The following is a 24,636-nucleotide window of genomic DNA, read 5'->3' on the forward strand; positions in this document are numbered from 1 at the left end:
CAAAAAGGCCCGGCGTTGCACGCCGGGCCCTTGGTCGTCAGGCCGAAGAGCCTGCTGGTCGCATCTGTGCAGCGCCGGGCGTTCCGTCCGGCTGCAAGGCTCTAGTCGAGCTGGAAGTAGTTGTACTTGCCGTCGTCGCCCTTGCGCCATTCGTAGACGACATAGTCGGCGTCGGTGCGGTCACCCTTCTCGTTGAAGGACAGTTCCCCCAGCACGGTCTTGAAGGGGCCCTTTTCCCGGATCGCCTTGGCCACTTCCTGCGGATCGTTCGAGCCGGCCGCCGCGGCGGCCTGCGCGATGATCTGGGTCGAGGCATAGGCGTAGAGGGTATAGGCTTCCGGCTCGAAGCCGCCGGCGCGGAACTTCTCGACCACTTCCTGCGCAGCCGGGTTCTTGCGCGGGTCGGGGCCGAAGGTGTTCAGCGTGCCCTGCACCGCGTCGCCGGCGATCGAGGCCAGCTCGTTGGAGACGATGCCGTCGCCCGAGAACAGCGGCGCCTTCAGGCCCTGGTCCGACGCCTGGCGGATGATCAGGCCGGCCTCGGTGTGCAGGCCGCCCCAGTAGATCAGGGTCACGCCGGCTTCCTTCATCTTGGCGATCAGCGCCGAGAAGTCCTTGTCGCCGGTGTTGACGCCTTCATACATGACTTCCTGGAAGCCCGCGGCATTGAGCGCCTTCTTGGTTTCGTCGGCAAGGCCCTGGCCGTAGGGGGTCTTGTCGTGGATCACCGCGATCTTGGCGTCCTTGTAGTTCTCGGCGATGTAGGCGCCGGCCACTTCGCCCTGCTGGTCGTCACGGCCGCAGACGCGGATCGTGTTCCACAGGCCGCGCTCGGTGAAGACCGGGTTGGTGGCGGCCGGGGTAACTTCGAGAATGCCGTTCTCGGCATAGACTTCCGAGGCCGGGATCGAGACGCCCGAGTTGAAGTGGCCGACCACGAATTTCACGCCATCGGCGACGAACTTGTTGGCGACCGAAATGCCCTGCTTCGGGTCGGACACGTCATCGCCGATCGACACCTTGATCTGCTCGCCATTGATGCCGCCGGCGGCGTTGATGTCGGCCACGGCCTGCTCGGTGCCCCGCTGAATCTGGGCGCCGAAGGCGGCGTTCGGACCGGTGATCGGTGCGCCGATGCCGATGAGGACATCCGCCCAGGCGGAACCGCTGAAGATCAGCAGCGCGCCGAGCGACACGGCGGACAAGAGTGACTTCTTCATTTATACGCTCCCATTTCCAGAGTGGGCGACAGTTATACTTTCATGCGATGCCCACCCATCTCGCAGAAAGCCAACCTTGCCTATTTCCAGGCAGTTGTCACGTCGATTCATCTTTGGCGGAAATGCCGTTGCGGCAGTAGCTTCCAGGCGCGGCAGCCGGGCCGCCGCTGCCGTTCCGGCCCGGATCGAACCCGTCCCATCCGCCTGCGCTGGCATGGAATTTACCGGCATCCGCCCGCCCTGTTCCCGACCGATCCTAGCCTTTCGAGCGCCAGCTCAGCGGCGACACCTTCTCGTAGAGCCAGCTGTACTGGGTCACCATCTGGTTGGTGCGCGTGTAGCGGTAGCCCAGGAAACCCAGCACCATCAGCACGACGGTGTCGACGAGATAGTATTGCGGGCTGAACATGGTGCCGTTGAACAGCGCATGATGGATGAAGCGCACGGCAAGGCCGAGGCCCATCAGATAGAAGAACAGCGCCAGCGGCGGCCGCCAGGTCTGCGCGCAGGCCCGCCCCGTCATCCACGCCGCCCAGCCGCCGAGCAGGCAGGTGACGAAGAAGAACTGCCAGATTGAGGGTTCCTCGTAGAGAATGCCCTGCATGATGCTGCCTCCCGACTTTGCGGGACGCCGCCCCGGGCGCCCGCATAACGCGTTCTTCCAGTGTTTCCGGCGCGGCGCCGGGCCGAAGCCCGCCGGCCGGCCTTGTCCTAGTGGCGGCCGCCTTCCAGATAGGCCGCGCGCACTTCCGGATCGGCCAGCAGCTCCTTGCCGCTGCCGCTCATCGTCACCCGGCCGTTGACCAGCACATAGCCGCGATGGGCGAGCTTGAGCGCGGCGAAGGCGTTCTGCTCGACCAGGAACACGGTAAGGCTCTCGGTGCGGTTCAGTTCCCGGATGGCGTCGAAAATCTGCTTGACGATCAGCGGGGCGAGCCCCAGCGACGGCTCGTCGAGCAGAAGCAGCTTCGGCCGGGCCATCAGGGCGCGGCCGATCGACAGCATCTGCTGCTCGCCGCCCGAGAGCGTGCCGCCGCGCTGGCTGAGCCGCTCCTTGAGACGCGGGAACAGGGCGAACACCTTCTCCACGTCCTCGTTGAAATATTTGAGGTTGTCGAGGCTGGCGCCCATCTGCAGATTTTCCAGCACGGTCATGCGCGGGAAGATGCGCCGCCCCTCCGGCGACTGGGCGATGCGCAGCCGGGCGATCTCGTGGGTCGGCAGGCGGGTGATGTCGGTGCCGGCGAAGGTGATCATGCCGGAAGACGCCCGCGGCGTGCCGAAGATGGTCATCATCAGCGTCGACTTGCCGGCGCCGTTGGCGCCGATCAGCGCGACGATCTCGCCTTCGTTGACGCTCACATCGACGCTGTTGAGGGCCTGGATGTTGCCGTAGAAGGTCTCGACGCGCTTGACGTCGAGCAGCGGTGCCTTGGACATTACTTGCGCCCCCCGCGCTTGGTTGCCGGTGCGGATGCGGCCTTTCTGGCCAGCGCCTTGGCCTGGCCGATCCAGTCTTCGCGGGCGATGCGGCCGTCAAAGGCCAGATAGGCTTCCGCGGCCGCTATGTCGGCCTTCTTCCAGGCGGCGATCTGGTCGAAGTGATAGATGCCGTGGGCATTGAGCTTCTTCTCGTTGACCGGGCCGATCCCCTTGACGAGCTGGAGGTCGTCGGCCTTGCCGCCGCGCGGCGCCGGCAGCCGGTTGGAGATTCCGGCCGCCTTGCCCGATGCCGGAGCGGCCTTCGCCTTCGCAGGCGTGCTCGTCGCGGGTGCAGCGGCGGACGCGGCCTTGGCCGCAGGGCCTGCCTTGCCGGTTTTCGCCGCACCGGCCGGCTTGGAGGCTTTCACCGGCGTTTCGGCCTTCGGCCCAGGAGCAGGCTGTGCCTTGGCCGGCTTTGCCGCCTTGGCGGCAGGCTTGCTCACGACAGGCGTGGCGGCGGCCGGCTTTGCCGTCCCGGCCCTTTCGGCCTTGCCGGCGCCCTTCTCGACCGTCACCCGCTCGCCATTGCCGTGCACCACCGTGTCGCTCACCGGCCCGGCCAGCATCGAGGCCGACGCCTCCGGCCCATGCTCGGTGTCGGGGCCGGTATCGAGCTGCTCGATGACCTCCTCGTCGCCGACCTCGATCAGCACTTCCTCGACCTCCTCGTCGTCAACGCCGAGATAGGCGGCGATGACGCGCGGATCGGTGCGCACCTCCTCCGGCGTGCCGTCGGAGATCTTGCGGCCATATTCCAGCACCACGATGTGGTCGGAGATTCCCATGACCACCGACATGTCGTGCTCGATCAGCAGGATCGAGGTGCCGGTGTTGGCCTTGATGTCGTTGAGCAGGGCGTTGAGCGCCAGCGACTCCTTGGGGTTGAGGCCGGCCGCCGGCTCGTCGAGGCACAGCAGCTCCGGCTCGGTGCACATGGCCCGCGCGATCTCCAGCCGGCGCTGGGCGCCGTAGGGCAGGTCGCCGGCGGGATCGTCGGCCCGCTGGGTCAGGTCGGCCTTGTCCAGCCAGTATTTGGCCTTCTCGATCGATTCGGCAGCCGCCTGCGGATAGCCGCCGACGCCGAACAGGCCGAGAATGGTGTAGCCCGAGGCTTTCATCAGCTTGTTGTGCTGGGCGACCAGCAGGTTCTCCAGCACCGTCATGCCGGAGAACAGCCGGATGTTCTGGAAGGTGCGCGCCACCTTGGCCTTGGCGGTGATCTGGAAGTCCGGCATGCGCTCCAGCAGGAACTCGTTGCCCGCCCGGCCGGTGAAGCGGATCATGCCCTCGGTCGGCTTGTAGAAGCCGGTGATGCAGTTGAACACCGTGGTCTTGCCGGCGCCGTTGGGGCCGATCAGCGCGGTGATCTCGCCGCGCCGGACGTCGAAGGACAGGTCGCCGATGGCGACCAGGCCGCCGAACTTCATCGACAGATGCTCGACCTGGAGGATCGGCATCGCTGCAGGGGTCGTCGCATTCATCAGCCGTGCCCTTCCTTGGTGAACGAACCCGAGACAGCCTTGCGTTCCTTCAGGAAGGCGGTCGGCTCGCGACTGCCGACGAATCCGCGCGGCTTCCACACCATGACGATCACCATGGCGGCGCCGAACAGCAGCATGCGGTAGAGCTCGGGCGTGAAGTCCGGCCCGAAGATCATCTTGAGGAATTGCATCTCGCGCAGGATCTCGGTGCCGCCCACCATCACCGCGGCGGCCACCGCGATGCCGCCGAGCGAGCCCATGCCGCCCAGCACCACGATGGCGAGGATGATCGCCGATTCCAGGAAGATGAAGGATTCGGGGCTGACGAAGCCCTGCCGCGCGGCGAAGAAGGAGCCGGCGAAGCCGCCGAACATGGCGCCGATGGCGAAGGCGGTGAGCTTGGTCGTGGTGGTGTTGATGCCGAGCGAGCGGCAGGCGATCTCGTCCTCGCGCAAGGCTTCCCAGGCGCGCCCGACCGGCAGCCGGCGCAGGCGGATGGTGACATAGCCGGTGAGCATGCACAGCGCCAGGATGAGGTAGTAGAGGAAGATCTTATAGTAGGCGCCGGAGGTGGCGATATCGAACACCTTGGCGATGTAGTTCGGGTCGGAGACGTTGAACGAGATCACGCCGAAGAAGCTGACCTTCGGAATGCCGGAAATGCCGGCGGCGCCGTTGGTGACCTCGCGCCAGTTGATCAGCACCAGCCGGATGATCTCGCCGAAGGCGAGCGTGACGATGGCCAGGTAGTCGCCGCGCAGGCGCAGCACCGGAAAGCCGAGGATGATGCCCCACATCGCCGCCATGGCGCCGGCGGCCGGCAGCAGGATCCAGAACGACCAGCCGAACTGGGTGCCGAGCAGCGCATAGGAATAGGCGCCGACGGCGTAGAAGGCGACATAGCCGAGGTCGAGCAGGCCGGCGAGGCCGACGACGATGTTCAGGCCCCAGGCCAGCATCACATAGATAAGGATCTGGATGCCGAAATTGTCGACCCACTTCAGCGAGCCCTGGAAGCCGAACAGCGACACCATGACGATCGGATAGAGCACCAGCACAGTGAAGCCGAGCGAATAGGAATAGGCGCTGATGAAGCTGCGGAAGTAGAAGATGCCCCAGGCGATCACATAGATGATGGCCGCGGCGCGCAGCAGGCCGAGCCAGGCGCCCCAATAGGGGCCCACGGCCGCCTGCAGGCTCGTCCCGAACAAAAGCAGGCCGCAGGCCAGGATCACGCCGATGACGAGGTTGCGCGTGTTGAAGACGCGCAGCGCCACGCTGGTCGGAAGCAGGCCGGTCTTGACGTCGGCCACCTTCTGCGCCGCCAGGAACGGCGTCAGGTAGACGACCTGCACGAAGCGCACGACCGCCGCCAGCACCACCAGCCCGGCCAGCAGGTAGGGACGCGGCACCAGCACCAGCTCGTTATGGATGTTCTGGTCGGTCTTCACCCCGACCAGAAGCACGAACATGAAGAAGGCGATGACGGCGGCGTAGAAAGCCTCGCGCAGCCCCGCAGCGACATTTGCAGTGCCGGCGGTCTTGGTTGTTTCAGCGATGGCCATGGGTCAGACCTTTTCGACTTCCGGCCGGCCGAGAATGCCGGAGGGCATGAAGATGAGCACGATGGCGAGGATCGAGAAAGCCGCCACGTCCTTGTAGTCGATGGAGAAATAGGCCGACCAGATGCTCTCGATGAAGCCGATGGCGAGGCCGCCGACCACGGCGCCGGGAATGGAGCCGATGCCGCCCAGCACCGCCGCGGTGAAGGCCTTCACGCCCGGCACGAAGCCGTCGGAAAACACCACCACGCCGTAATACATCAGGAACAGGGTGCCGGCGACGGCGGCCAGCGAGGCGCCGATGATGAAGGTGATGGAGATGGTGCGGTCGACATTGATGCCGAGCAGCGCGGCCATCTTGCGGTCCTGCTCGCAGGCGCGCTGGGCCCGCCCCAGGGCCGTCTTGTTGACCACGTACCAGAAGATGACCAGCAGCAGCGCGGTGACCACGACGATGATGATCTGCTTCAGCGAGACCGAGATGCCGTAGATGTTGTAGACCTGGCTCACCATGGGCGGGATCGGCTTGTTGCGCGGGCCCTGGGTGACCTGGACGAAGTTCGACAGCACGATCGACATGCCGATGGCGGTGATCAGCGGCGCCAGCCGGAAGGAGCCGCGCAAGGGGCGGTAGGCGATCTTCTCGATCACCCAGTTGTAGAGGCTGACCAGCAGCATGGAGATGATCATCATGATCAGAAGGGCGGCGGCCACCGGCACCGAATAGAACATCGCGCCGAGGATCAGGAACACGATCAGCGCAGTGAAGGCACCCACCATGAAGATGTCGCCATGCGCGAAGTTGATCATGCCGATGATGCCGTAGACCATCGTATAGCCGATCGCGATCAGGCCATAGATCGATCCCAGCGTCAGCCCGTTTATAAGCTGCTGGATGAAATATTGCATATTTAAGCCGCTCCCCTGGAATGTCGCCGGATCGGGCGCATTCCTTCTCGTATTTCCCCTAGTGGTACGGTTTCAAGTCCGGATTGCAACTCCAATTTTTGTTCTGTTGCGCGACTTTGGGATGAGATTGCCTTTGATCGCGGGAGATGCATCCTGTCGGTAGGTCAGGGCGGAACCTAGCATCGGCCCAATGCAATGTCATTGACGTTTCCGAGCTTTTACACGCCATTCATGCAAGAAAAATTTAACATCAACATCAATATTGGGTGATCCTTGCGTCTTGACTTTGGTCAAGGGCGCGCCGATCGCCTCTCCTCACAGCCCGGCTGCCGCATCCCGCACCTATCTGACCACAAATCCGTGAGCGAAGGGATCGCGCTCGTCGATGAAGATGGTGTTGAGCCCGGTCATGCGCGCCCAGCCGCCGATGGAGGGCACGATCGCCGGCCGGCCGGCCACTTCGGTTTCGCTTTCGACCCTGCCCTTGAACAGCGAGCCGATGATCGATTCGTGGATGAAGTCGTCACCCGCCTTGAGGCGGCCCCTGGCCGCCAGCTGCGCCATGCGCGCCGAGGTGCCGGTGCCGCAGGGGCTGCGGTCAATGGCCTTGTCGCCGTAGAACACGGCGTTGCGCGCATGCGCCTCCGGGTGCTGCGGCGCACCGGTCCACAGGATATGGCTGAGCCGATCGATGCCGGGGTTCTGCGGATGGACGAAGCTGTAGCTCTCGTTGAGGCGCTGGCGCAGCACCGGGCTCCAGGCGACGAGGTCCGTGGCCGTGTGGTCCGCCATGTCGCGGTAATTGTCCTGCGGCTCGACGATGGCGTAGAAATTGCCGCCATAGGCGACGTCGACCGTGAGCCTGCCCAGTTGCGGGCACTCCACCGCGAGCCCTTCGGCATAGAGGAAGGAGGGCACGTTGGTGATGCGCACCTCCTCGACATGGTCGCCGACCTGCCGATACTCGGCCACCACCAGCCCGGCCGGCGTGTCGAGGCGCAGCACGCCCGGCACCCTCGGCCGCACCAGCCCATGCTCGACCGCGAAGGTGACGGTGCCGATGGTGCCGTGGCCGCACATGGGCAGGCAGCCCGAGGTCTCGATGAACAATATGGCGACGTCGCAATCGTCGCGCGTCGGCGGATAGAGGATGGAGCCCGACATCATGTCGTGGCCGCGCGGCTCGAACATCAGCCCGGTGCGGATCCAGTCATATTCGGCCAGGAAATGGGCCCGCCGCTCCATCATCGTGTTGCCTTCCAGCCGGGGTCCGCCGCCGGCGACCAGCCGCACGGGGTTCCCGCAGGTGTGGCCGTCGATGCAGAAGAAGGAGTGACGCGCCATATGTTCCTCCGTCAGAAGCGCTGGGGCGAAAAGGGTGCGAGGTCGATGGGAAGAGACTGCCCCTCGGCAAGGCCGCGCACAAGCCTGGCCGTGGCCGCCGCCTGGGTGAGGCCGAGATGGCCGTGGCCGAAGGCATAGAACACGTCGGGCGAGCGGGCGGACCGGCCGATCACCGGCACCGAATCGGGCAGGGACGGGCGAAAGCCCATCCATTCGCGCCCGCCGCGCGGATCGAGGCCGGGCAGGAAACGCTGCGCCTTGGCCAGCAGCGCCTTCGAACGGGCATGGTTGGGCGGCCGCTCCAGCCCCGCCAGTTCCACCGCGCCGCCGATGCGCAGGCCGGTGTCGAGCGGCGTGATGACGAAGCCATGGGCCGGGAAGACGATCTGCCGGCGCACATCGAAGGCGCCGGGCGGCAGCGTCGTGTTGTAGCCGCGCTCGGTTTCCAGCGGGATGCGATCGCCGAGGCCGGCGGCCAGCCGATGCGACCAGGCGCCCGCCGCGATGAGCACCTTGGAGAATGCCCGGCGCTCCCCGCCTCGCAGCAGGATGGCGGGGCCTTCGCCAACCGTCTCGACGCCCTCCACGAGCCCGTTCTCGAACCGGGCGCCGAGGCGCTCGGCATGGGCCCACAGCGCCTTGCCGAGCAGCTTCGGGTCGGCGACCGTCTTCCAGCCGGGCACGAAGGTCGCCTTGACGAAGCGGGGCGACAGGCCCGGCTGCAACCCGGCAAGTTCCGCGCCCTCGACATGGCGGTAGGCGATACCGAAGCGGTCGCGCGCCGCCCAGCCGGGAAGTGCGGCGCGGAATTCGGCCTCGCTCTCGTAAAGCTCCAGCGAGCCCTCCTCCCGCAGCATCGGCAGGGTGCCGGAACGCTGCATCAGGCCCGCCCATTCGCGCTCGGCCAGTTGCATCAGCGCCGCCTGCGCCGACAGCGCCGCCTCGTAGCGGGACGGCGCGCCCGCCCGCCAGAAGCGCCACAGCCACGGCAGGAGGGTCGGCAGATATGCGGGCGGAATGGAAAGCGGCCCGAGCGGATCGGCCAGCCAGCGCGGCAGGTGGCGCATCATGCCCTTCTGGGCCAGCGGCAGCACGTCCGAGAACGCGAAGGCGCCGGCATTGCCGGAGCTGGTTTCCTCGCAGATGCCGGTGCGGTCGAAGACGGTGACGGAAAACCCCGCCTCGGCCAGGCAGGCCGCCGCGGCGATGCCGACGATGCCGCCCCCGACGATGCCGACATGAGGCGACGATGGCCGGGGAGCGGAAGGCTGGTTCATGAAATCCTCCGCCCCGGCATTGCCCCTTTCCTCAGAACTTCGGCAATTCGGGGCGCACCGCGATCGCCGCCTTGATGATCTCTTCGACCGCGGCCCGGCGCTCGCCGGACAGCGGCTGGCGCGGCATGCGCACCCGGTCGCTGGAGCCGATGGCGTGGACCTCGGCCAGCTTGATGTTCTGCACCAGATAGGTGGAGACGTCGAGGTCAAGCAGCGGCCGGAACCAGCGATAGATGGCCAGCGCCTCCTCGCGGCGGCCCTGCTTCATGAGCTGGTAGATCGCCACCGTCTCGCGCGGGAAGGCGACGACCAGACCGGCCACCCAGCCGACCGCGCCCACCGACAGCGCCTCGAAGGCCAGATTGTCGACGCCGGTGAACAGATCGAAGCGGTCGCCGAAGCGGTTGATGATCTCGGTCGAGCGGCGGATGTCGTCGGAGGATTCCTTGATGGCGACGAACAGGTCGTCGCGGGCCAGCTCTTCCATGTCGTCGACGGTGACGTCGACCCGGTAGGCGATACGGTTGGAATAGATCATCACCGGCAGGCCGCCGGCGCTCGCCACCGCCTTCAGCGCGTCGACCGTTTCCTTCGGGTTGGTGTGGTAGATCGGGCTCGGCACGATCATCAGCCCGTCGGCGCCCTCCTTCGCCGCGCGCCTGGCGAGGCTCGCCGCCTCGCGGGTCGCCGCCTCGTTGACGGTCATCAGCACCGGGCGCGAACCGGCCACCTTGCGGGCGGTGCGGAACACCTCGATCTTCTCGTCATGCGACAGCATCGGCCCTTCGCCCAGCGAGCCGGCGACGATGATGCCATCACAGCCGGCGTCGATCTGGACGCCGAAGCAGCGTTCCATCTCCGCATGGTCGAGGCGGTCGTCCTCGGTGAATTTCGTCGTAACCGCCGGAATAACGCCTGCCCACATCGCCTTGTTCTCCATCTGATATATTTGAGATATATCTGTGGACTTGAGAGCTGTCAAGCCGTGCGGTCTGGTGATATATCAATTTCTCGCCCAAGGAGATGCGTGTGATATCCGCGTCGAACGACAGCTCCGAACCCGCCACCGCCAGGGCCTACCACGCCCTGGAGCGGATGATCGTCACCCTCGAACTGCCGCCCGGCAGCTTCGTCACCGAAGGCGCCCTCATCGACCGTCTCGGCCTCGGGCGCACGCCGGTGCGTGAGGCGATCCAGCGGCTGGCATGGGAAGGCCTGCTCGAGGTGCGGCCGCGCGCCGGCATCGCGGTGGCGCCGCTGCACGCCGGCGACTGGCTGCGCGTCATCGATGCGCGGCGCGGGGTGGAGATGGTGCTTGCCCGCTCCGCCGCCCGCTTCGTCACCCGCGAGGCCGCCGACCGCTTCCATGACGCGGCGCTGTCCATGCAGAAGGCCGTCCTCGCCGGCGACGTGTTCGCCTTCCTCGCCGCCGACAAGGCCATGGACGAGGCGCTGGCGCTGGCGGCGGACAACATCTTCGCGGCGCGCGTCGCCGCGCCGCTGCAAACCCACAGCCGCCGCTTCTGGTTCCGCTATCGCGCCCAGACGGGGCTGGCCGATTCGGCGGCCCACCATGTGGCGCTGATCCAGTCGATCCTCGACGGCGACGAGGATGCCGCCGCCGCCAACGCCGACCGGCTGATGGACCTGCTGCGCGGCCTGGCCGAGGACGCCGCCACCCGCTGAGCATCACGCCGGCCTTGCCACCGCCGCCCGGCTGTGAGAACCTCGGCCTGTCTGAAACAGGTTAGGTCGGTGCGGTTGGCCCGGCCCCCGCCGGAGGCGGTTTCCGCGCAATGCGAAATCTCCAGGCGGGTCCTTCCGTCGCACATGCGGCGGCCCAAGACCTTCAACGCCTTCGCAATTATGCGGGGCGAACAAGAGGACTTGGACATGCAACAGCAAATTTCCATCATCACGCTCGGCATCGCCGATCTCGCCCGCTCCCGCAGCTTCTATGTCGAGGGGTTCGGCTGGCGCCCGGTCTTCGAGAACGACGAGATCATCTTCTACCAGATGAACGGTTTCGTCCTCGGCACATTCAGCAAGCCGGCCCTCGAGCAGGACATGAACCGGACCGGGCTTCTGGCTCCGGGCGCCTTCTCCCTCGCCCACAACGTGCCCGATCCGGAAGAGGTCGAGCCCGTCATGAAGCGCCTGCTGGCGGCGGGCGGCAGGTTGCTGCGGAAAGCCGACGCCCCGACACATGGCGGCTTCCGCGGCTATGTGGCCGATCCCGACGACCACGCCTGGGAAATCGCCTGGAACCCGGCCTGGACCATCGACGATCGCGGACAGGTGACGTTCGGCCTGTAAAAAAGGCCCCTGCTCCCGTTTTGACGGGAGCAGGGGCCGCGTGCCGGAATCAGCCGAACAACGTCACTTCATCGGCGGCATCGAGAACTCGGTGCCTTCCTTGACCCGCGCCGCGCGCCCGCAGCCGAAGGCGAGGACGCACAGACAGATCGACGTCCGGTGCTATTTCATCAGCGGCATCGAGAACTCGGCGCCTTCCTTGACGCCGCGCCGCGCGCCCGCAGCCGAAGGCGAGGACGCGCAGACAGATCGACGTCCGGTGCTATTTCATCAGCGGCATCGAGAACTCGGCGCCTTCCTTGACGCCGCGCCGCGCGCCCGCAGCCGAAGGCGAGGACGCGCAGACAGATCGACGTCCGGTGCTATTTCATCAGCGGCATCGAGAACTCGGCGCCTTCCTTGACGCCGCGCCGCGCGCCCGCAGCCGAAGGCGAGGACGCGCAGACAGATCGACGTCCGGTGCTATTTCATCAGCGGCATCGAGAACTCGGCGCCTTCCTTGACGCCGGACGGCCAGCGCGTGGTGACCGTCTTGGTCTTGGTGTAGAAGCGCACCGCGTCGGGGCCGTACTGGTTGAGGTCGCCGAAGCCGGACTTCTTCCAGCCGCCGAAGGTGTAGTAGGCGACCGGCACCGGGATCGGCACGTTGATGCCGACCATGCCGACATTGACGCGGGCCGCGAATTCGCGCGCCGCATCGCCGTCGCGGGTGAAGATGGCGACGCCGTTGCCATATTCGTGCTCGGAAGGCAGGCGCACCGCTTCCTCGAAATCATGGGCGCGCACCACCGACAGCACCGGCCCGAAGATCTCCTCCTTGTAGATGCGCATGTCGGGCGTCACCTCGTCGAACAGGCAGCCGCCGAGATAGAAGCCGTCCTCGTAGCCTTGCATCTTGAAGCCGCGCCCGTCGACCGCCAGCTTGGCGCCTTCCTGAACGCCGAGATCGACATAGCCGCGCACCCGGTCCAGCGCCTGCTTCGTCACCAGCGGCCCGAAATCGGCGCTCGGATCGGTCGAGGGGCCGATCTTGAGGCTTTCCACGCGCGGGATCAGCTTGTCCATCAGCCTGTCGGCGGTGGCCTTGCCGACCGGCACGGCCACCGAAACGGCCATGCAGCGCTCGCCGGCCGCGCCGTAGCCGGCGCCGACCAGCGCATCGACCGTCTGGTCCATGTCGGCGTCGGGCATGATGATCATGTGGTTCTTGGCGCCGCCGAAGCACTGCACGCGCTTGCCGTTGGCGCAGCCGCGGGCATAGATGTACTGGGCGATCGACGATGAGCCGACGAAGCCGACGGCCGAAATGTCCTCATGGTCGAGGATGGCGTCGACCGATTCCTTGTCACCGTTGACCACGTTGAGGATACCGGCGGGAAGGCCGGCTTCCAGCATCAGTTCGGCCAGGCGCATCGGCACGCCCGGATCGCGCTCCGAGGGCTTGAGGATGAAGGCGTTGCCGCAGGCGATGGCCGGGGCGAACTTCCACATCGGGATCATGGCCGGGAAGTTGAACGGGGTGATGCCGGCGACCACGCCGAGCGGCTGGCGGATCGAATAGAGGTCGATGCCGGGGCCGGCGCCCTCGGTGAACTCGCCCTTCATCAGGTGGGGCACGCCGAGCATGAACTCGACCACCTCGACGCCGCGCTGGATGTCGCCCTTGGCGTCGGGAAGGGTCTTGCCGTGCTCGCGGGCCAGCAGCTCGGCCAGTTCGTCATTGTCCCGCGCCACCAGTTCCAGGAACTTCATCAGCACGCGGGCGCGGCGCTGCGGGTTGGTCGCCGCCCAGGCCGGCTGCGCCGCCTTGGCCGCCGCGACGGCCGCGTCAAGCTCCGCCTTGGAGGCCAGCGCCACCCTGGCGCGGACCGAACCGTCGAGCGGCTGGAACACGTCCGCCGTGCGGCCCGAAGCGCCCTTCACATGCTTGCCGTCGATGAAATGGCCGTACTCAATCATGCTCTCACTCCCTGGATGGATGCCAAGATTTTCATTGGGCCGGATTGTTCACCGTCCTGACAAGCTTGGCAATGCGAGCGGAAACGCATCCGTTGTGCAAATTTAGCATAACGGACTCGTTGCGTGCTTTATTTGGTGCATAGTAGGATCTGTCGCTGGTCCAGAAGGAAGGAAAAGCCCGTGAACTGGGACGATGTGCGCATCTTCCTCGCCGTGGCCCGTTCGGGGCAGATCCTCGGCGCGGCGCGGCGGCTGGAGCTGAACCACGCCACCGTGTCGCGGCGCATCGGCGCGCTGGAGGAGGCGCTGCGGGCAAAACTGTTCCGCCGCCTCACCACGGGCAGCGAGCTGACGCCGGCCGGCGAGCGGTTCCTCGAAATCGCCGAGCGCATGGAGGCCGACGTGATCGCCGCCCGCTCGGCGGTGGCCGAGGAGGACGAGGACATTTCCGGCTCGGTGCGCATCGGCGCGCCGGACGGCTTCGGCGTCGCCTTCCTCGCCAAGCGCCTCGGCGAGCTGACCCGCCAGCACCGCGACCTCACCATCCAGCTCGTGCCGGTGCCGCGCTCCTTTTCGCTGTCGCGGCGCGAGGCCGACATCGCCATCACCGTCGAGCGGCCGCAGGAGGGCCGGCTGGTGGCGGGCAAGCTGGTCGATTATACGCTGGGCCTGTTCGCCTCGCGCGACTATGCCGGACGCTACGGCCTGCCGAAGAACGCCACGGAGCTGCCGCAGCACGCGCTGATCGGCTATGTGCCGGACCTGATCGTCAGCCCCTCGCTCGACTACGAGGCCGAATTCAGCGCGGACTGGCGCTCCGCCTTCGCCATCTCCTCTGCGCTGGGGCAGGCCGAAGCGGTGCGCTCGGGTGCCGGCATCGGCATCCTGCACACCTTCATCGCCCGCTCCATGCCCGAGCTCGTGCCGGTCGAGGCGGTGGCCCCGATCCGCCGCTCCTACTGGCTGGTCTATCACGAGACGGTGCGGCCGCTGCGCCGCGTGCAGGCCGTGGCGAGCTTTATCACCCGGGCCGTCGAACGCGAGCGAGCCCTGTTTTCCTGACAGGCGAACAGGCCGGCGGCCTTGCCAACCGCTTGCTTTTCGGAGATTTTCCGCCCGGGCTGAACAGGGGCAAGGGCGTGGGACCGAAAATCGCAGTTTTGACATTGGGGCTGGCGCTTGCCGGCACGGCATCGGCGGAAGACCTGTCATGGTTCACGCAGCCGGCCGGCGAAGGCGGCATCGAGCTGATCTACGGCACGCCCGACAGCGGCTATGCGCCGGTCTCGTTCCGCTGCGACAGGCCGGGCACACCGCTGACCGTGGTCATCGAGCACGAGCCGGCCAATGCCGAAGACGGCGTCGCGGTGGCGGTGCTGCTTTCGGCCGGCGACATCGAAGTGCCGCTTGCGACCACCGGCACCAGGCTGCTGATGGACGAACTGTTCATCCTGCAGGGCGAAACGCTGCTCGACGCGCGCCTTCAAGGCCTGCTCACCTCGCCCGGACCGCTGACGCTGACCATCGAGGGCGACAGGCAGGACTATCCGCTCTACGACGCGGGCGAGGCCGTGCAGGCCATGCTCGACGCCTGCCAGACCGGCTGACCGGAGCGGACAGGTTCAGGGTCGCGGGCGGCGCTTCAAATTTAATCTTGATTATTTTTATCCACTTTAATATGAAAGCCCGGCAAGCGGCGGCATGGATAGAAGCGGAGCAGCAGGCCTTGACCAACATGGTGGAAATCGAACGACGCCAGGACGAGGCGCAGGACCAGTTGCGCATCACGATCATGAACGAGTTCTGCCGCATCATGGGGCGCAGCGGCCTGCCGCCCATGGCGGTGATGCGGCTTGCCGCGCGCGCCGTCGGCGAGGTCTACCGCGAGGTTGCCGACAGCCATTCCGGCCCCAACGCCTGCCCCTGCAACTGGCGCCCGAACGAGCGCGCCGACACAGACATGCTGTGCACCGCGCTGATGGCGGCGATCCGCTACAAGCCGGTGGCGGACCTGCGCACCATGCGCATCGCCGGCTCGGCCTGAAGCCTTTTTCCCGGGCTCTACGCGCCCCGCCGCGCCACCACCGGCACGTAGTCTTCCAGTTCCGGCGCAGGGAAACGCACCGTCTCGCCGGTCTCGGCCGAGCGGTAGAGGCCCATCAGCATCTCGACCACGCCCAGCCCGTCCTCGAAGGTTTCCAGCGGCGTCTCGCCCTTGCGGAAGCACTCGACCATGTGGCGGTTCTCGTCGGTGTAGCCATAGACGCCCGCCTCGTCCTCCAGCACCGGCATCAGCCCCTGCTCGGCATTCTGCTTCTCGACGAGGTCCTCGCCTTCCGAGCCCTTCACCTCGCGCGACATGAAAACCTTGAGCCCGGTCGAAAGCGAGTTGAACTCCATCGCATATTCCGGCCCCAGAAGTTCGAGCTGGATACGCAGGCCCGCCCCCACATAGGCCCATGAGGTGGTGGCCTCGATCACCAGCTCGTTGCCGTCCTCGTCCTCCAGCGTGATGGTGCCGCGCGCGAAGTCCTCGGACGGCCGGTTTCGGTAATCGACCTCGGCGCCGAAGCGGGCGCGCAACTGGTCGGCATAATGCGGCCGCGTCCATTTCAGATTGGCGACCGTGCCGTTCACCGCCTTGATCTTGAGCGAGCTGCGCGGCGCGCCGGGCGCGGTCAGCAGATGGCGGGCGACCTCGACCGAATGGCACATCATGTCGGAGAGCACCCCGCCGCCCTGCTTGTCGCCCTGCCAGAACCACGGCTCATGCGGGCCGGAATGCTCCTCCGCCGCGCGCGCCAGATAGGGCCGGCCGGTGGTGGAGGCGGCGCGCCGCCAGATGATCTCCTTGCCGCGCAGCACCGGGGTCGAGAACACCTGGTTCTCCAGATATCCATGGTTGAGCCCGGCATCGGTGGCCAGCGACAGCATCTCGCGCGCCTCGCGCACGGTGCGCGCCAGCGGCTTTTCGCAGGCAACCGCGAACACCTTGCTGCGCCCCGCCTTCACCTCGGCATGGATGGTGCGCATGATGTCGAGGCGGGTGTGGTTGGGCGACAGGATCCAGATGGCGTCGACATTGTCGGCGTGCAACATCGATTCCAGGCTGTCATGGCCGGTGCAGGCGCCCAGCCCCAGTTCCGTCACCTGATCGACGAAGCGCTGGCGGTTTTCGGCGCTGCGGCTGTAGACGCCCGTCACCTCGACATTGCGCACGCCGAGCATCGACTTCAGATGGAAATGGGCGATGAAGCCGCTGCCGACGAAACCGACCCGCAGCGTGGCTTTCGGAAACTCCGTCATGGTCGCTCCTTTCAGGAATGGCGTTGTTCAGGAAATCTTCGGCGCGGCGGTGGTGCCGCGCACTTTCAGCGTGGTGGGCAGGATCACCGGGTCATGCGGCGCAGGCCCGCCGGAGAGCATGTCGAGCAGCATGCCCATGGCCCGCCTGCCGATCTCGGCGCGCGGCTGCGCGACCGTGGTGAGCGGCGGGAAGAAGGCCTCGCTCAAATAAAGATCGTCGAAGCCGACGACGGACACGTCGCCCGGCACGTCGCGGCCCATGCGGCGCAATTCGTGGATGGCGCCGAAGGCCATCTCGTCATTGGCGAGGAAGATGGCGGTGGGCGGCTCGGGCAGCGCCAGCAGCCGGCGGCAGGCGTCGCGGCCCGATTGCAGCAGATAGTCGCCGCGCTGCTCATAGCCCTCGGGGATGGGCAGGCCGGCCGCCTGCATGGCGGCGCGATAGCCTTCCCGGCGGCGCACGCTCATCTCCTCCGGCACCGGCCCGCAGACATGGGCGATGCGGCGATGGCCGAGCCCGACCAGATGCTCCACCGCCTGCCTGGCTGCCGCCTCGTTGTCGATCTGGACATGCGGGAAGCCGACGCCCTCGATCATTTCCAGCGCCACCACCACCGGCAGGTCCGGCGAGAGGTGGCGGCGAAAGTCCGGTGTCGAGGGCAGCGAGCCGGTCATCAGGATCATGCCGTCGGCATGGCCGTCGCGCAGCATGTCGAAATATTCGGTCTCACGCTCGGGGTCGTTCTCGGCATTGCCCATCAGCACGGCATAGCCGGCGGCCCGCGCCGCCGCCTCCACGCCCTTGACCACGTCGAGATAGAAGGGATTGCCGATGTCGCGCACCACCAGGAGCACCGCCATGGAGCGGCGGGTGCGCAGATTGCGGGCGCTGACATTGGGCCGGTAGTTGAGTGCGCTCGCCGCCTCGCGGATGCGCGACAGCGTCGGCTCCGCCACCAGCCCGGTGTCGGCCAGCGCCCGCGACACGGTGGCCGGCGAGACGCCGAGGCGCTCGGCAATGTCCTTGATCTTCGGCCGCCTTGTCATGGGTTTCGTCACGCCCGCCCCATCACGCCCTCATCGAGCGGCCGCGGCCGTAGAACAGCATCAGCACCAGAAGCGTGGCCCCGAACACCATCTGGCGGCCGGATTCGTCGATGTTGACGGTGGTCAGGATGCTTTGCAGGATGACCAGCAGGAAGGCGCCGGCCATGGTGCCGGTATAGCCGCCCTTGCCGCCCGACAGCGGCGTGCCGCCGAACACCACGGCGATGATCGAGGCCAGCATGTATTGCTCGCCGACATTGGCGAAGGACGAGCCCGAATAGCCGAGCAGGCAGATGCCGGCGATCGCCGCGAACACCCCCGACAGCACGAACAGCGCGATGCGGATCGCCTTGACCGGCACGCCGGCCATGAACGCCGCCTGCTCGTTGGAGCCGATGGCGTAGATGCGGTGGCCGAACACCGTGCGGTTGAGCAGGAAGGCCATCACCAGCCCGATGGCGATCCACAGCCACAGAATGCCGGGCAGGCCGAACAGGAAGGTGCGCGACACGAAATCAGCCAGCGCAGGTGCTGCGCGGCCCGAGGGGATGCCTTGGCGCACCACCACCAGCAGCCCTTGCAGCACGCCCAGCATGCCGAGCGTCATGACCAGCGGCGGGATGCGCAGCAGCGTCACGCCGATGCCGTTGAGCAGGCCGAAGAACGCGCCGGTGACGACGCAGGCGAGGATGGCCAGCGGAATGCCGCCATTGTCGCCCGCCATCAGATTGCCGGCGATGATGGCGCTGAGCGACACCACGCCGCCGACCGACAGGTCGATGCCCTCGCGCCCGCCGAGGATGACGAGGTTCTGCCCGGCCGCGACAATGCCGAGCAGCGCTGCGACGATGAGCAGGCGCAGGATCTGCTGGCCGGAAGCGAAGCCCGGCGACAGCGCCTCGCCGAGCCACAACAGGACGGCGATCAGGATCAGGGCCACCACCAGCGGCTGCCTGAGGAAGGCGGTCACCGCGCTCATGCCCGCGCCCTCCGCCCGACCAGCACGCCGGCCATCAGCGCCAGCAGGATGGCGACGCCCTGCACGAGGTTCTGCCATTCCGAAGGCGTGCCGACGAAGAACACCAGCGAGTTGATGAAACCGATGATCAGCGCGCCGATCACCGAGCCGACGACGGTGCCGTAGCCGCCGGAAAGGGCGCTGCCGCCCAGCACCACGGCGGCGATGGAGAACAGCGTCATCTTGCCGCCGACCAGCGGGTCGCCGCTCGCCGTATCGCCGGTGATGCAGAAGGCGGCGAGCGCCGCGAACACGCCGCACAGCGCATAGCCGCCCATGCGGATCGCGGTCACCGGCAGGCCGCTCTGATAGGCTTCCTGCTGCCCGTCGCCGACCGCGAGCAGCCGCAGCGACAGGCGCGTGCGCACCAGAATGGCGAGCAGCACCGCGAACACGATAATCGCATAGAAGACGAAGGGGATTTCGAGGATGCGCCCGCCATAGGTGCGCCAGAAGGCGGTCGGCGCGGGCGTTCCGGCCACCGGCTGGATATAGAGCGCCAGCCCGGTGAAGAAGATCGACGTGGCGAAGGTGGCGACGATGGCTTGCAGGCGCAAAGCCGCCACCACGATGCCGTTGACGATGCCGCAGGCGAGCCCGGTCGCCAGCCCGATGGCAAGCGCGGCGACGATGGTCACGCCATCCCCGCCCCATTGCGCCATCACCCCGACGATGACGACATTGACCAGCGACACGATGGCGCCGGCAGAAAGGTCGATGTCGCCGGCATAGATGACGTAGGTCTGGGCGACGGCGAGCAGCATCAGCGCCAGATAGGTCTTGACCAGCCCCGTCACCCCGACCAGCGACAGGCTGCGCGGCTGGAACCAGCCGTTGAGCGCGATCAGCACCACGAGGATGATCAGCGCCGGCAGGAAGGGATAGCGCTCGAAGGCGCGCTTCACGGCGCTGCTGCTGCGGGGGCGGGCGGGGGCCTCGATGCTTGCCATCATGCAGCCTCGTATGCGGCCTGGTAGAGGTTGAAGCGGGTGCGCGCCGCCCCGGTCAGCTCGCGCCGGATCGCGCCGCCGTTGAAGACGAGGATGCGGTCGGCATTGTCGAGCAGCTCGGCATCCTCCGAGGCATAGAGCACGATGCCCATGCCCTCCTCGGCCAGCTTGCGGATCAGCGAAAACAGGTCCGCCTTGGCCGACAGGTCGATGCCCTTGGTGGGATCGTCGAGCAGGAGCACGGCGGGGCGGTCGATCAGCCATCGCGCGATCACCACCTTCTGCTGGTTGCCGCCGGAGAGCGACGAGATCGGATGGCCGAGGCCGGCGAATTTGGTCTTGAGCGCCTGCAAGGCCGGCAGCGCCTTGGCCGCCAGCGCGGAGGGGTTGGCCAGCACCATGCGCTCGCGCAGATAGTGGATCGGCATGACGTTTTCGAGGATCGGGCGACCCGTCACCACGCCGTCGCGGGAGCGGTCGCCCGACACATAGGCAACGCCCTGCCGGATCGTCCCGCGCGGGTTTTTCGGATGGAGCGGCTTTCCGCCAAGCTCGACGCTGCCGGCCGTCGGCGGATTGGCGCCGAACAGCGCCCGCAGCACCGCCGACTGGCCCTGCCCGTGCAGCCCGCCGAAGCCGAGGATTTCACCGGCGCGCACCTCGAAGCCGATGTCGGAGAAGCCCCGCCCGGTCAGGCCGCGCACCGACAGCACCGGCGGATCCGCCGGCCGGGCCGGTGCCGCATCGGCTGCGGTCGCTGCTTCTTCCAGGCCACCCACCATCATGGAAATGATTTCGGCCGGCGTGGTTTCGGCAATCTGCCGCGAACCGACGATCTCGCCGTCGCGGATGACGGTGGCGCGGTCGCCGATCGAAAAAATCTCGTCCATGCGGTGCGAGATGAAGATGATCGAGCGTCCTTGCGCTTTCAGATCGCGCAGGATGTCGAAGAAGCGCTCCACCTGCGCCCGGTCGAGCGCCGAGGTCGCCTCGTCGAAGATGAGCACCGACGCCTCGCCGGCCAGCGTCTTCATGATCTCGACGAGCTGGCGCTGGTCGGCGCGCAGGTCCTGCACCACGGCGTCGAGCGAGAAACCGTCGCCGGTCACGCCGTCGAACAGGGCGGCATAGAGTGCTGCCCGCTCTTCCAGCGCCGCGCCGTCCACGAACACGCCGCGCGACGGCAGGTCGGCGAGGCAGATGTTTTCCGCCACCGTGCGGTGCGCGGCCAGCGACAGTTCCTGGTAGAAGATGGCGATGCCCAGCGCCCGCGCCGCCTGCGGCCCGGTGATGGAAACCGGCTTGCCGTCGAGCAGGATTTCGCCCGTATCGGGCCGCACGGAACCGGCGACGATCTTGGACAGCGTGCTCTTGCCCGAGCCGTTGGAGCCCATCAGCACATGCACCTCGCCGGCCTCGATGTCGAGATCGGCGTGGCGAAGCGCCCTGGTCGCGCCGTAGCTCTTGCCGACGCCCTTGAGTTGCAACCTGCTCATGGTCCTGCCGCCATCATGCGGCATGCGAGGGAAACCCGCATGCCGCTTTTGCTGAATCGCCTATTTGAACAGCGCCTCGGCGTCCTCGATCGACAGCGCGCTGGTGTAGGAATAATAGCCCGGCTTGCCTTCGAGCTGCTTGGCCGCTTCCTCGAGGTTGGAACTGTCGATGAACGGGATCGGCAGATACATGGCGTTCTTGTACTGGCCCGCTTCCGCCGGCTCCTTCAGCTCCTTGCCCTGCAACATCAGCACCGCCACGTTGAGGGCCGAGGCCATGACGCCGGGCGGGTTCACGGACGCTCCGGAATTCAGCTTGTCCTTGGTCCACAGGTCGATGAAGTCCTTGCGGATCTCACCGGTCGCGGCGATGGAATCGGTCTTGCCGGCATCCATGATCGACTTCCAGGCGCCGGCGGCCATGCCGTCCTGCACCCACACGCCGTTGATGTCGGGATAGGTGGCGAGCAGGTTCTGCATGGCCTGCTGGCCCTGCGCCTGATCCCAGTTGGCGTTCACCTCGTTGACGACCTTGATGTCGGGATGCTTGGCGAACACTTCCTTGTAGCCGGCGACGCGCATCTCGTTGGCCGGATGGCCGGCGACGCCGTTGATGGCGACCACGTTGCCCTTGCCGTCCAGCGTCTTGGCCAGCCACTCGGCACCCGCGGCGCCCCACGCCTTCTGGTCGATGCCGACATAGAGCGCATCAGGCGATGACACCTCCGCATCGGTGGCGATGACGAGGATGCCGGCCTCCTTGGCCTGCGCGAACACAGGATCGAAGGCGGTCGGGCTGTTCGGGTTGATGATGATGGCATCGACGCCGGCGCTGATGAAATTGCGCACATGGGCGATCTGGCCGGGCACGTCGACATTGGCGCTCTGCACCTCGACGGTGACGTTGACGCCCTTTTCCTTCCACGCCTCGGCGGCGGCCTTGGCCTCGTCGATCATCTGCGTGCGCCACTCGGAGCCGACCCAGCCGTTGGAAAGGCCGATCTTGAAGTCCTGCGCGAAGGCGGATGCGGCGGAAAAGGCCAGCGCGATACCCGCGACGGCGGAGAGAATATGCGACTTCTTCATTTGAATTCCTCCCTGGAGCTCAATTTCGAAATGGAGCTTAGAGGCAAATGAAATCGATTTCAATGGGAGTCGGAAGATTGGAAAGCGATGAGAAGGCGGACCGGACCTGTGACAGGCGGCCATGGACGAACCGGCTTCGAACAAGCTGCCCGGCCGCCGTTTGAACGGCACGGCGACGCCGCCTGTGCTTGCGCAGCGAAAACAGCCGTCAGGAGTGAAAGGAGGGAGCCGGAAAAAACAACACCCGCCGGGGGAGGAGGTCCGGCGGGTGTCGTATGGGTAGGCCAGCTATCGGGAGGAGGTAATGGCTGGCCCGTATCCGCAGGGTCTGGGAGGAGGAAAACCCGGCGGAATTCGATGATCAGAACCTACTCCCTGAACCGATTTGATAAAAGGTCCAATTTTGCATGGCTGCGTTGCGATTTGTGCAATGCAACATGGCCGCAGACAAATGTTCATCCCGCGCCGTCCGATTCGGCACGGGATGCAAGGTCTCACGCGGCCTTTTCGCTCCAGGGCTGCACGCCATGGCTTCCGAGGCTTTCCGCCTGCGCATAGGCATGGCCGAAGCGGTTGGCGAGGAAGGTGTCGAGGGCGATGTCCTCCTGGCGGATGAAGCCCTGCTGCGGCAGGTCGCCCCTGGCCAGCATGTCGAGCACGGCGCAGATGCCGGATGCCGTGGTGAGCTGGATGGCGCTCAGCACCGTGTCGCCGACGCGGCGGCTGTAGACCTTGTTGGCATAGGTCTCCTGCAACAGGCGGCCGCCCTTGCGGCCCGACACGGTGACGAAGATGATGACCACGTCCTGCATGGTGGCCGGCAGCGCGCTTTCGAAGATGTCCTTGAGCACGTCGCGGCGATGGCGCAGGCCGAGATCGTTGAGCAGCGCCTTCATGATCGCCGCATGACCGGGATAGCGGATGGTGCGGTAGTTCAGCGTGCGCACCCTGCCCTTCAGCGTCTCGGCAAGCGTGCCGAGCCCGCCCGAGGTGTTGAAGGCCTCGTAGGTCACGCCGTCGAGCGAGAACTCCTCGCGCTCCTCCAGCGGCGGCACCTCGACCAGCGCGCCCTCGACGATCGCCTCGCAGGGCTCGCAATATTCGTTGATGACGCCGTCGGTGCTCCAGGTCAGGTTGTAGTTGAGCGCGTTGGAGGGATATTGCGGCAGCGCGCCGACGCGCATGCGCACGCTCTCCAGCGTGTCGAAGCGGCCGGCAAGGTCGGCAGCGACGATGGAGATGAAGCCCGGCGCCAGCCCGCACTGGGGGATGAAGGCGGTCCTTGCCGTCTTCGCCAGCTCCTTGACGCGGCGGGTCGAAGCGACGTCCTCGGTGAGGTCGAGATAATGGACGCCGGCCGCAGCGGCCGCCTCGGCGATGCGGGTGGTGAGGTTGAAGGGGGCTGCGCTCAGCACCGCGAACTTGCCGGCCAGCGCCTTTTCCAGCTCGCCCGCGGCGGCGATGTCCAGTTCCAGGCCCGACACGCCCGCCATGCCATCCAGCGCCTCGAGCTGCCCGGCCGAACGGTCGACGACGGTGACGCGGTAATCGCCGGTCCTCGCCAGCATGCCCGCAATGGTGGAGCCGATCTTGCCCGCACCGATAACGACGATTTCCTTCATGACGGCACCCTCTGTTGCGTGAACTGGTGAAATCATCGCACCATCCACGTCGAAAGAAAGGATGCGTTCAGGCGAATCGATGCTATATGATGAACAGTTCAACGCATGGATTCGACGATATGACGAAACGCCCCGATCAGGAACTGATCGCCCTGCTGCGGGAGAACGCCCGCGCCTCCACCGCCGAGCTGGCGCGGCGGCTGGGCGTGTCGCGTTCCACGGTGCAAAGCCGCATCGAGCGGCTGGAGGCGCGCGGCGTCATCACCGGCTACGGGGTAAGGCTGTCGCCAGACCACGAGAAGGGGCTGGTGCGCGCCCATGTGCTTTTGACGGTGACGCCGAAGCAGTCCGACAAGGTGGTGCGCGACCTCAGGGCGCAGCCGGCCGTGCGCGCCCTCCACTCGGTCAGCGGCAGCTTCGACATGATCGTGGTGGTCGAATCGCCGTCGATCAGCGATCTCGACGCGCTGCTGGACGAGATCGGGGCGATGGAGGGGGTCGAACGGACGCTGTCCTCCATCATCCTGTCGACCCGCATCGACCGCTGAGGCTGCCGGGAGC

23 protein-coding genes are annotated in these 24,636 nt (G+C 66.6%); 6 read left to right on the forward strand and 17 right to left on the reverse strand.

Annotation, left to right across the window (positions count from 1 at the left end; all coding sequences use genetic code 11):
• Positions 1 to 101: 101 nt before the first annotated feature.
• The 9 genes from ACVCNR_RS09350 to ACVCNR_RS09390 all read right to left on the reverse strand — a co-directional run bounded on the left by ACVCNR_RS09350 (position 102) and on the right by ACVCNR_RS09390 (position 10,200).
• Complete coding sequence (locus ACVCNR_RS09350; protein ID WP_354193411.1) at positions 102 to 1,220, reverse strand: branched-chain amino acid ABC transporter substrate-binding protein; 1,119 nt, start codon at positions 1,218 to 1,220, stop codon at positions 102 to 104.
• 256 nt (positions 1,221 to 1,476) lie between these two features.
• Positions 1,477 to 1,824: a DUF6867 family protein gene (locus tag ACVCNR_RS09355; RefSeq protein ID WP_354193409.1), complete on the reverse strand. Its 348-nt coding sequence runs from the start codon at positions 1,822 to 1,824 to the stop codon at positions 1,477 to 1,479.
• Between the two features lie 107 nt (positions 1,825 to 1,931).
• Positions 1,932 to 2,660, reverse strand: coding sequence for an ABC transporter ATP-binding protein (locus ACVCNR_RS09360; RefSeq protein ID WP_447074536.1), 729 nt, complete (start codon positions 2,658 to 2,660; stop codon positions 1,932 to 1,934).
• Positions 2,660 to 4,183, reverse strand: coding sequence for an ATP-binding cassette domain-containing protein (locus ACVCNR_RS09365; protein WP_354193407.1), 1,524 nt, complete (start codon positions 4,181 to 4,183; stop codon positions 2,660 to 2,662). The genes ACVCNR_RS09360 and ACVCNR_RS09365 overlap by 1 nt, the downstream gene beginning before the upstream one ends.
• Positions 4,183 to 5,748, reverse strand: a complete 1,566-nt coding sequence (livM, locus tag ACVCNR_RS09370) for a high-affinity branched-chain amino acid ABC transporter permease LivM (protein WP_354193405.1) — start codon at positions 5,746 to 5,748, stop codon at positions 4,183 to 4,185. The genes ACVCNR_RS09365 and livM overlap by 1 nt, the downstream gene beginning before the upstream one ends.
• A 3-nt stretch (positions 5,749 to 5,751) precedes the next feature.
• Positions 5,752 to 6,654, reverse strand: a complete 903-nt coding sequence (locus tag ACVCNR_RS09375) for a branched-chain amino acid ABC transporter permease (RefSeq protein ID WP_354193403.1) — start codon at positions 6,652 to 6,654, stop codon at positions 5,752 to 5,754.
• 342 nt (positions 6,655 to 6,996) lie between these two features.
• On the reverse strand, positions 6,997 to 7,998 hold the full coding sequence (locus ACVCNR_RS09380; protein WP_447074537.1) for a 4-hydroxyproline epimerase: 1,002 nt from the start codon (positions 7,996 to 7,998) through the stop codon (positions 6,997 to 6,999).
• A gap of 11 nt (positions 7,999 to 8,009) precedes the next feature.
• Positions 8,010 to 9,275, reverse strand: coding sequence for an NAD(P)/FAD-dependent oxidoreductase (locus ACVCNR_RS09385; RefSeq protein ID WP_447074538.1), 1,266 nt, complete (start codon positions 9,273 to 9,275; stop codon positions 8,010 to 8,012).
• Positions 9,276 to 9,306: 31 nt separating this feature from the next.
• Complete coding sequence (locus tag ACVCNR_RS09390) at positions 9,307 to 10,200, reverse strand: dihydrodipicolinate synthase family protein (RefSeq protein ID WP_447074539.1); 894 nt, start codon at positions 10,198 to 10,200, stop codon at positions 9,307 to 9,309.
• 98 nt (positions 10,201 to 10,298) lie between these two features.
• Here ACVCNR_RS09390 and ACVCNR_RS09395 point away from each other — a divergent pair, with 98 nt between their 5' ends.
• Entirely contained in the window at positions 10,299 to 10,961 is a 663-nt protein-coding gene (locus ACVCNR_RS09395) for a GntR family transcriptional regulator (protein ID WP_447074541.1), read from the forward strand.
• Between the two features lie 207 nt (positions 10,962 to 11,168).
• Positions 11,169 to 11,591, forward strand: coding sequence for a VOC family protein (locus ACVCNR_RS09400; protein WP_447074542.1), 423 nt, complete (start codon positions 11,169 to 11,171; stop codon positions 11,589 to 11,591).
• Positions 11,592 to 12,053: 462 nt separating this feature from the next.
• Here the strand turns inward: ACVCNR_RS09400 and ACVCNR_RS09405 are convergent, their stop codons facing one another.
• Positions 12,054 to 13,550, reverse strand: a complete 1,497-nt coding sequence (locus tag ACVCNR_RS09405; RefSeq protein WP_447074543.1) for a CoA-acylating methylmalonate-semialdehyde dehydrogenase — start codon at positions 13,548 to 13,550, stop codon at positions 12,054 to 12,056.
• Positions 13,551 to 13,730: 180 nt separating this feature from the next.
• Between ACVCNR_RS09405 and ACVCNR_RS09410 the strand changes: the two genes are divergently transcribed.
• The 3 genes from ACVCNR_RS09410 (at position 13,731) to ACVCNR_RS09420 (ending at position 15,594) form a co-directional block, all read left to right on the forward strand.
• Positions 13,731 to 14,612, forward strand: coding sequence for a LysR family transcriptional regulator (locus ACVCNR_RS09410; RefSeq protein WP_354193393.1), 882 nt, complete (start codon positions 13,731 to 13,733; stop codon positions 14,610 to 14,612).
• A 77-nt stretch (positions 14,613 to 14,689) separates the two neighbouring features.
• Complete coding sequence (locus ACVCNR_RS09415) at positions 14,690 to 15,157, forward strand: hypothetical protein (RefSeq protein WP_447074544.1); 468 nt, start codon at positions 14,690 to 14,692, stop codon at positions 15,155 to 15,157.
• A gap of 128 nt (positions 15,158 to 15,285) precedes the next feature.
• Positions 15,286 to 15,594, forward strand: coding sequence for a hypothetical protein (locus tag ACVCNR_RS09420; RefSeq protein ID WP_447075670.1), 309 nt, complete (start codon positions 15,286 to 15,288; stop codon positions 15,592 to 15,594).
• Positions 15,595 to 15,611: 17 nt separating this feature from the next.
• Here the strand turns inward: ACVCNR_RS09420 and ACVCNR_RS09425 are convergent, their stop codons facing one another.
• The 7 genes from ACVCNR_RS09425 to ACVCNR_RS09455 all read right to left on the reverse strand — a co-directional run bounded on the left by ACVCNR_RS09425 (position 15,612) and on the right by ACVCNR_RS09455 (position 24,075).
• Entirely contained in the window at positions 15,612 to 16,856 is a 1,245-nt protein-coding gene (locus ACVCNR_RS09425; RefSeq protein ID WP_354193391.1) for a Gfo/Idh/MocA family protein, read from the reverse strand.
• Positions 16,857 to 16,883: 27 nt separating this feature from the next.
• A complete protein-coding gene (locus ACVCNR_RS09430) occupies positions 16,884 to 17,903 on the reverse strand; it encodes a LacI family DNA-binding transcriptional regulator (protein WP_354193390.1) in 1,020 nt (339 codons plus the stop codon).
• Between the two features lie 22 nt (positions 17,904 to 17,925).
• Positions 17,926 to 18,882, reverse strand: a complete 957-nt coding sequence (locus tag ACVCNR_RS09435) for an ABC transporter permease (protein WP_354193388.1) — start codon at positions 18,880 to 18,882, stop codon at positions 17,926 to 17,928.
• Positions 18,879 to 19,871, reverse strand: a complete 993-nt coding sequence (locus ACVCNR_RS09440; RefSeq protein ID WP_354193560.1) for an ABC transporter permease — start codon at positions 19,869 to 19,871, stop codon at positions 18,879 to 18,881. The genes ACVCNR_RS09435 and ACVCNR_RS09440 overlap by 4 nt, the downstream gene beginning before the upstream one ends.
• Positions 19,871 to 21,367, reverse strand: a complete 1,497-nt coding sequence (locus ACVCNR_RS09445) for a sugar ABC transporter ATP-binding protein (protein ID WP_447074546.1) — start codon at positions 21,365 to 21,367, stop codon at positions 19,871 to 19,873. Before ACVCNR_RS09445 ends, ACVCNR_RS09440 begins: the two co-directional genes overlap by 1 nt.
• A 60-nt stretch (positions 21,368 to 21,427) precedes the next feature.
• Positions 21,428 to 22,453, reverse strand: a complete 1,026-nt coding sequence (locus tag ACVCNR_RS09450) for an ABC transporter substrate-binding protein (RefSeq protein WP_447074547.1) — start codon at positions 22,451 to 22,453, stop codon at positions 21,428 to 21,430.
• Between the two features lie 494 nt (positions 22,454 to 22,947).
• Complete coding sequence (locus tag ACVCNR_RS09455; protein WP_447074549.1) at positions 22,948 to 24,075, reverse strand: saccharopine dehydrogenase family protein; 1,128 nt, start codon at positions 24,073 to 24,075, stop codon at positions 22,948 to 22,950.
• Between the two features lie 119 nt (positions 24,076 to 24,194).
• On the opposite strand from ACVCNR_RS09455, the gene ACVCNR_RS09460 reads away from it, so the two are divergent.
• Positions 24,195 to 24,623 (forward strand): Lrp/AsnC family transcriptional regulator, encoded by a 429-nt coding sequence (locus tag ACVCNR_RS09460; protein ID WP_447074550.1) that lies wholly within the window; start codon positions 24,195 to 24,197, stop codon positions 24,621 to 24,623.
• Positions 24,624 to 24,636 lie beyond the last annotated feature (13 nt).

The organism is Aquamicrobium terrae (genome assembly GCF_052978165.1).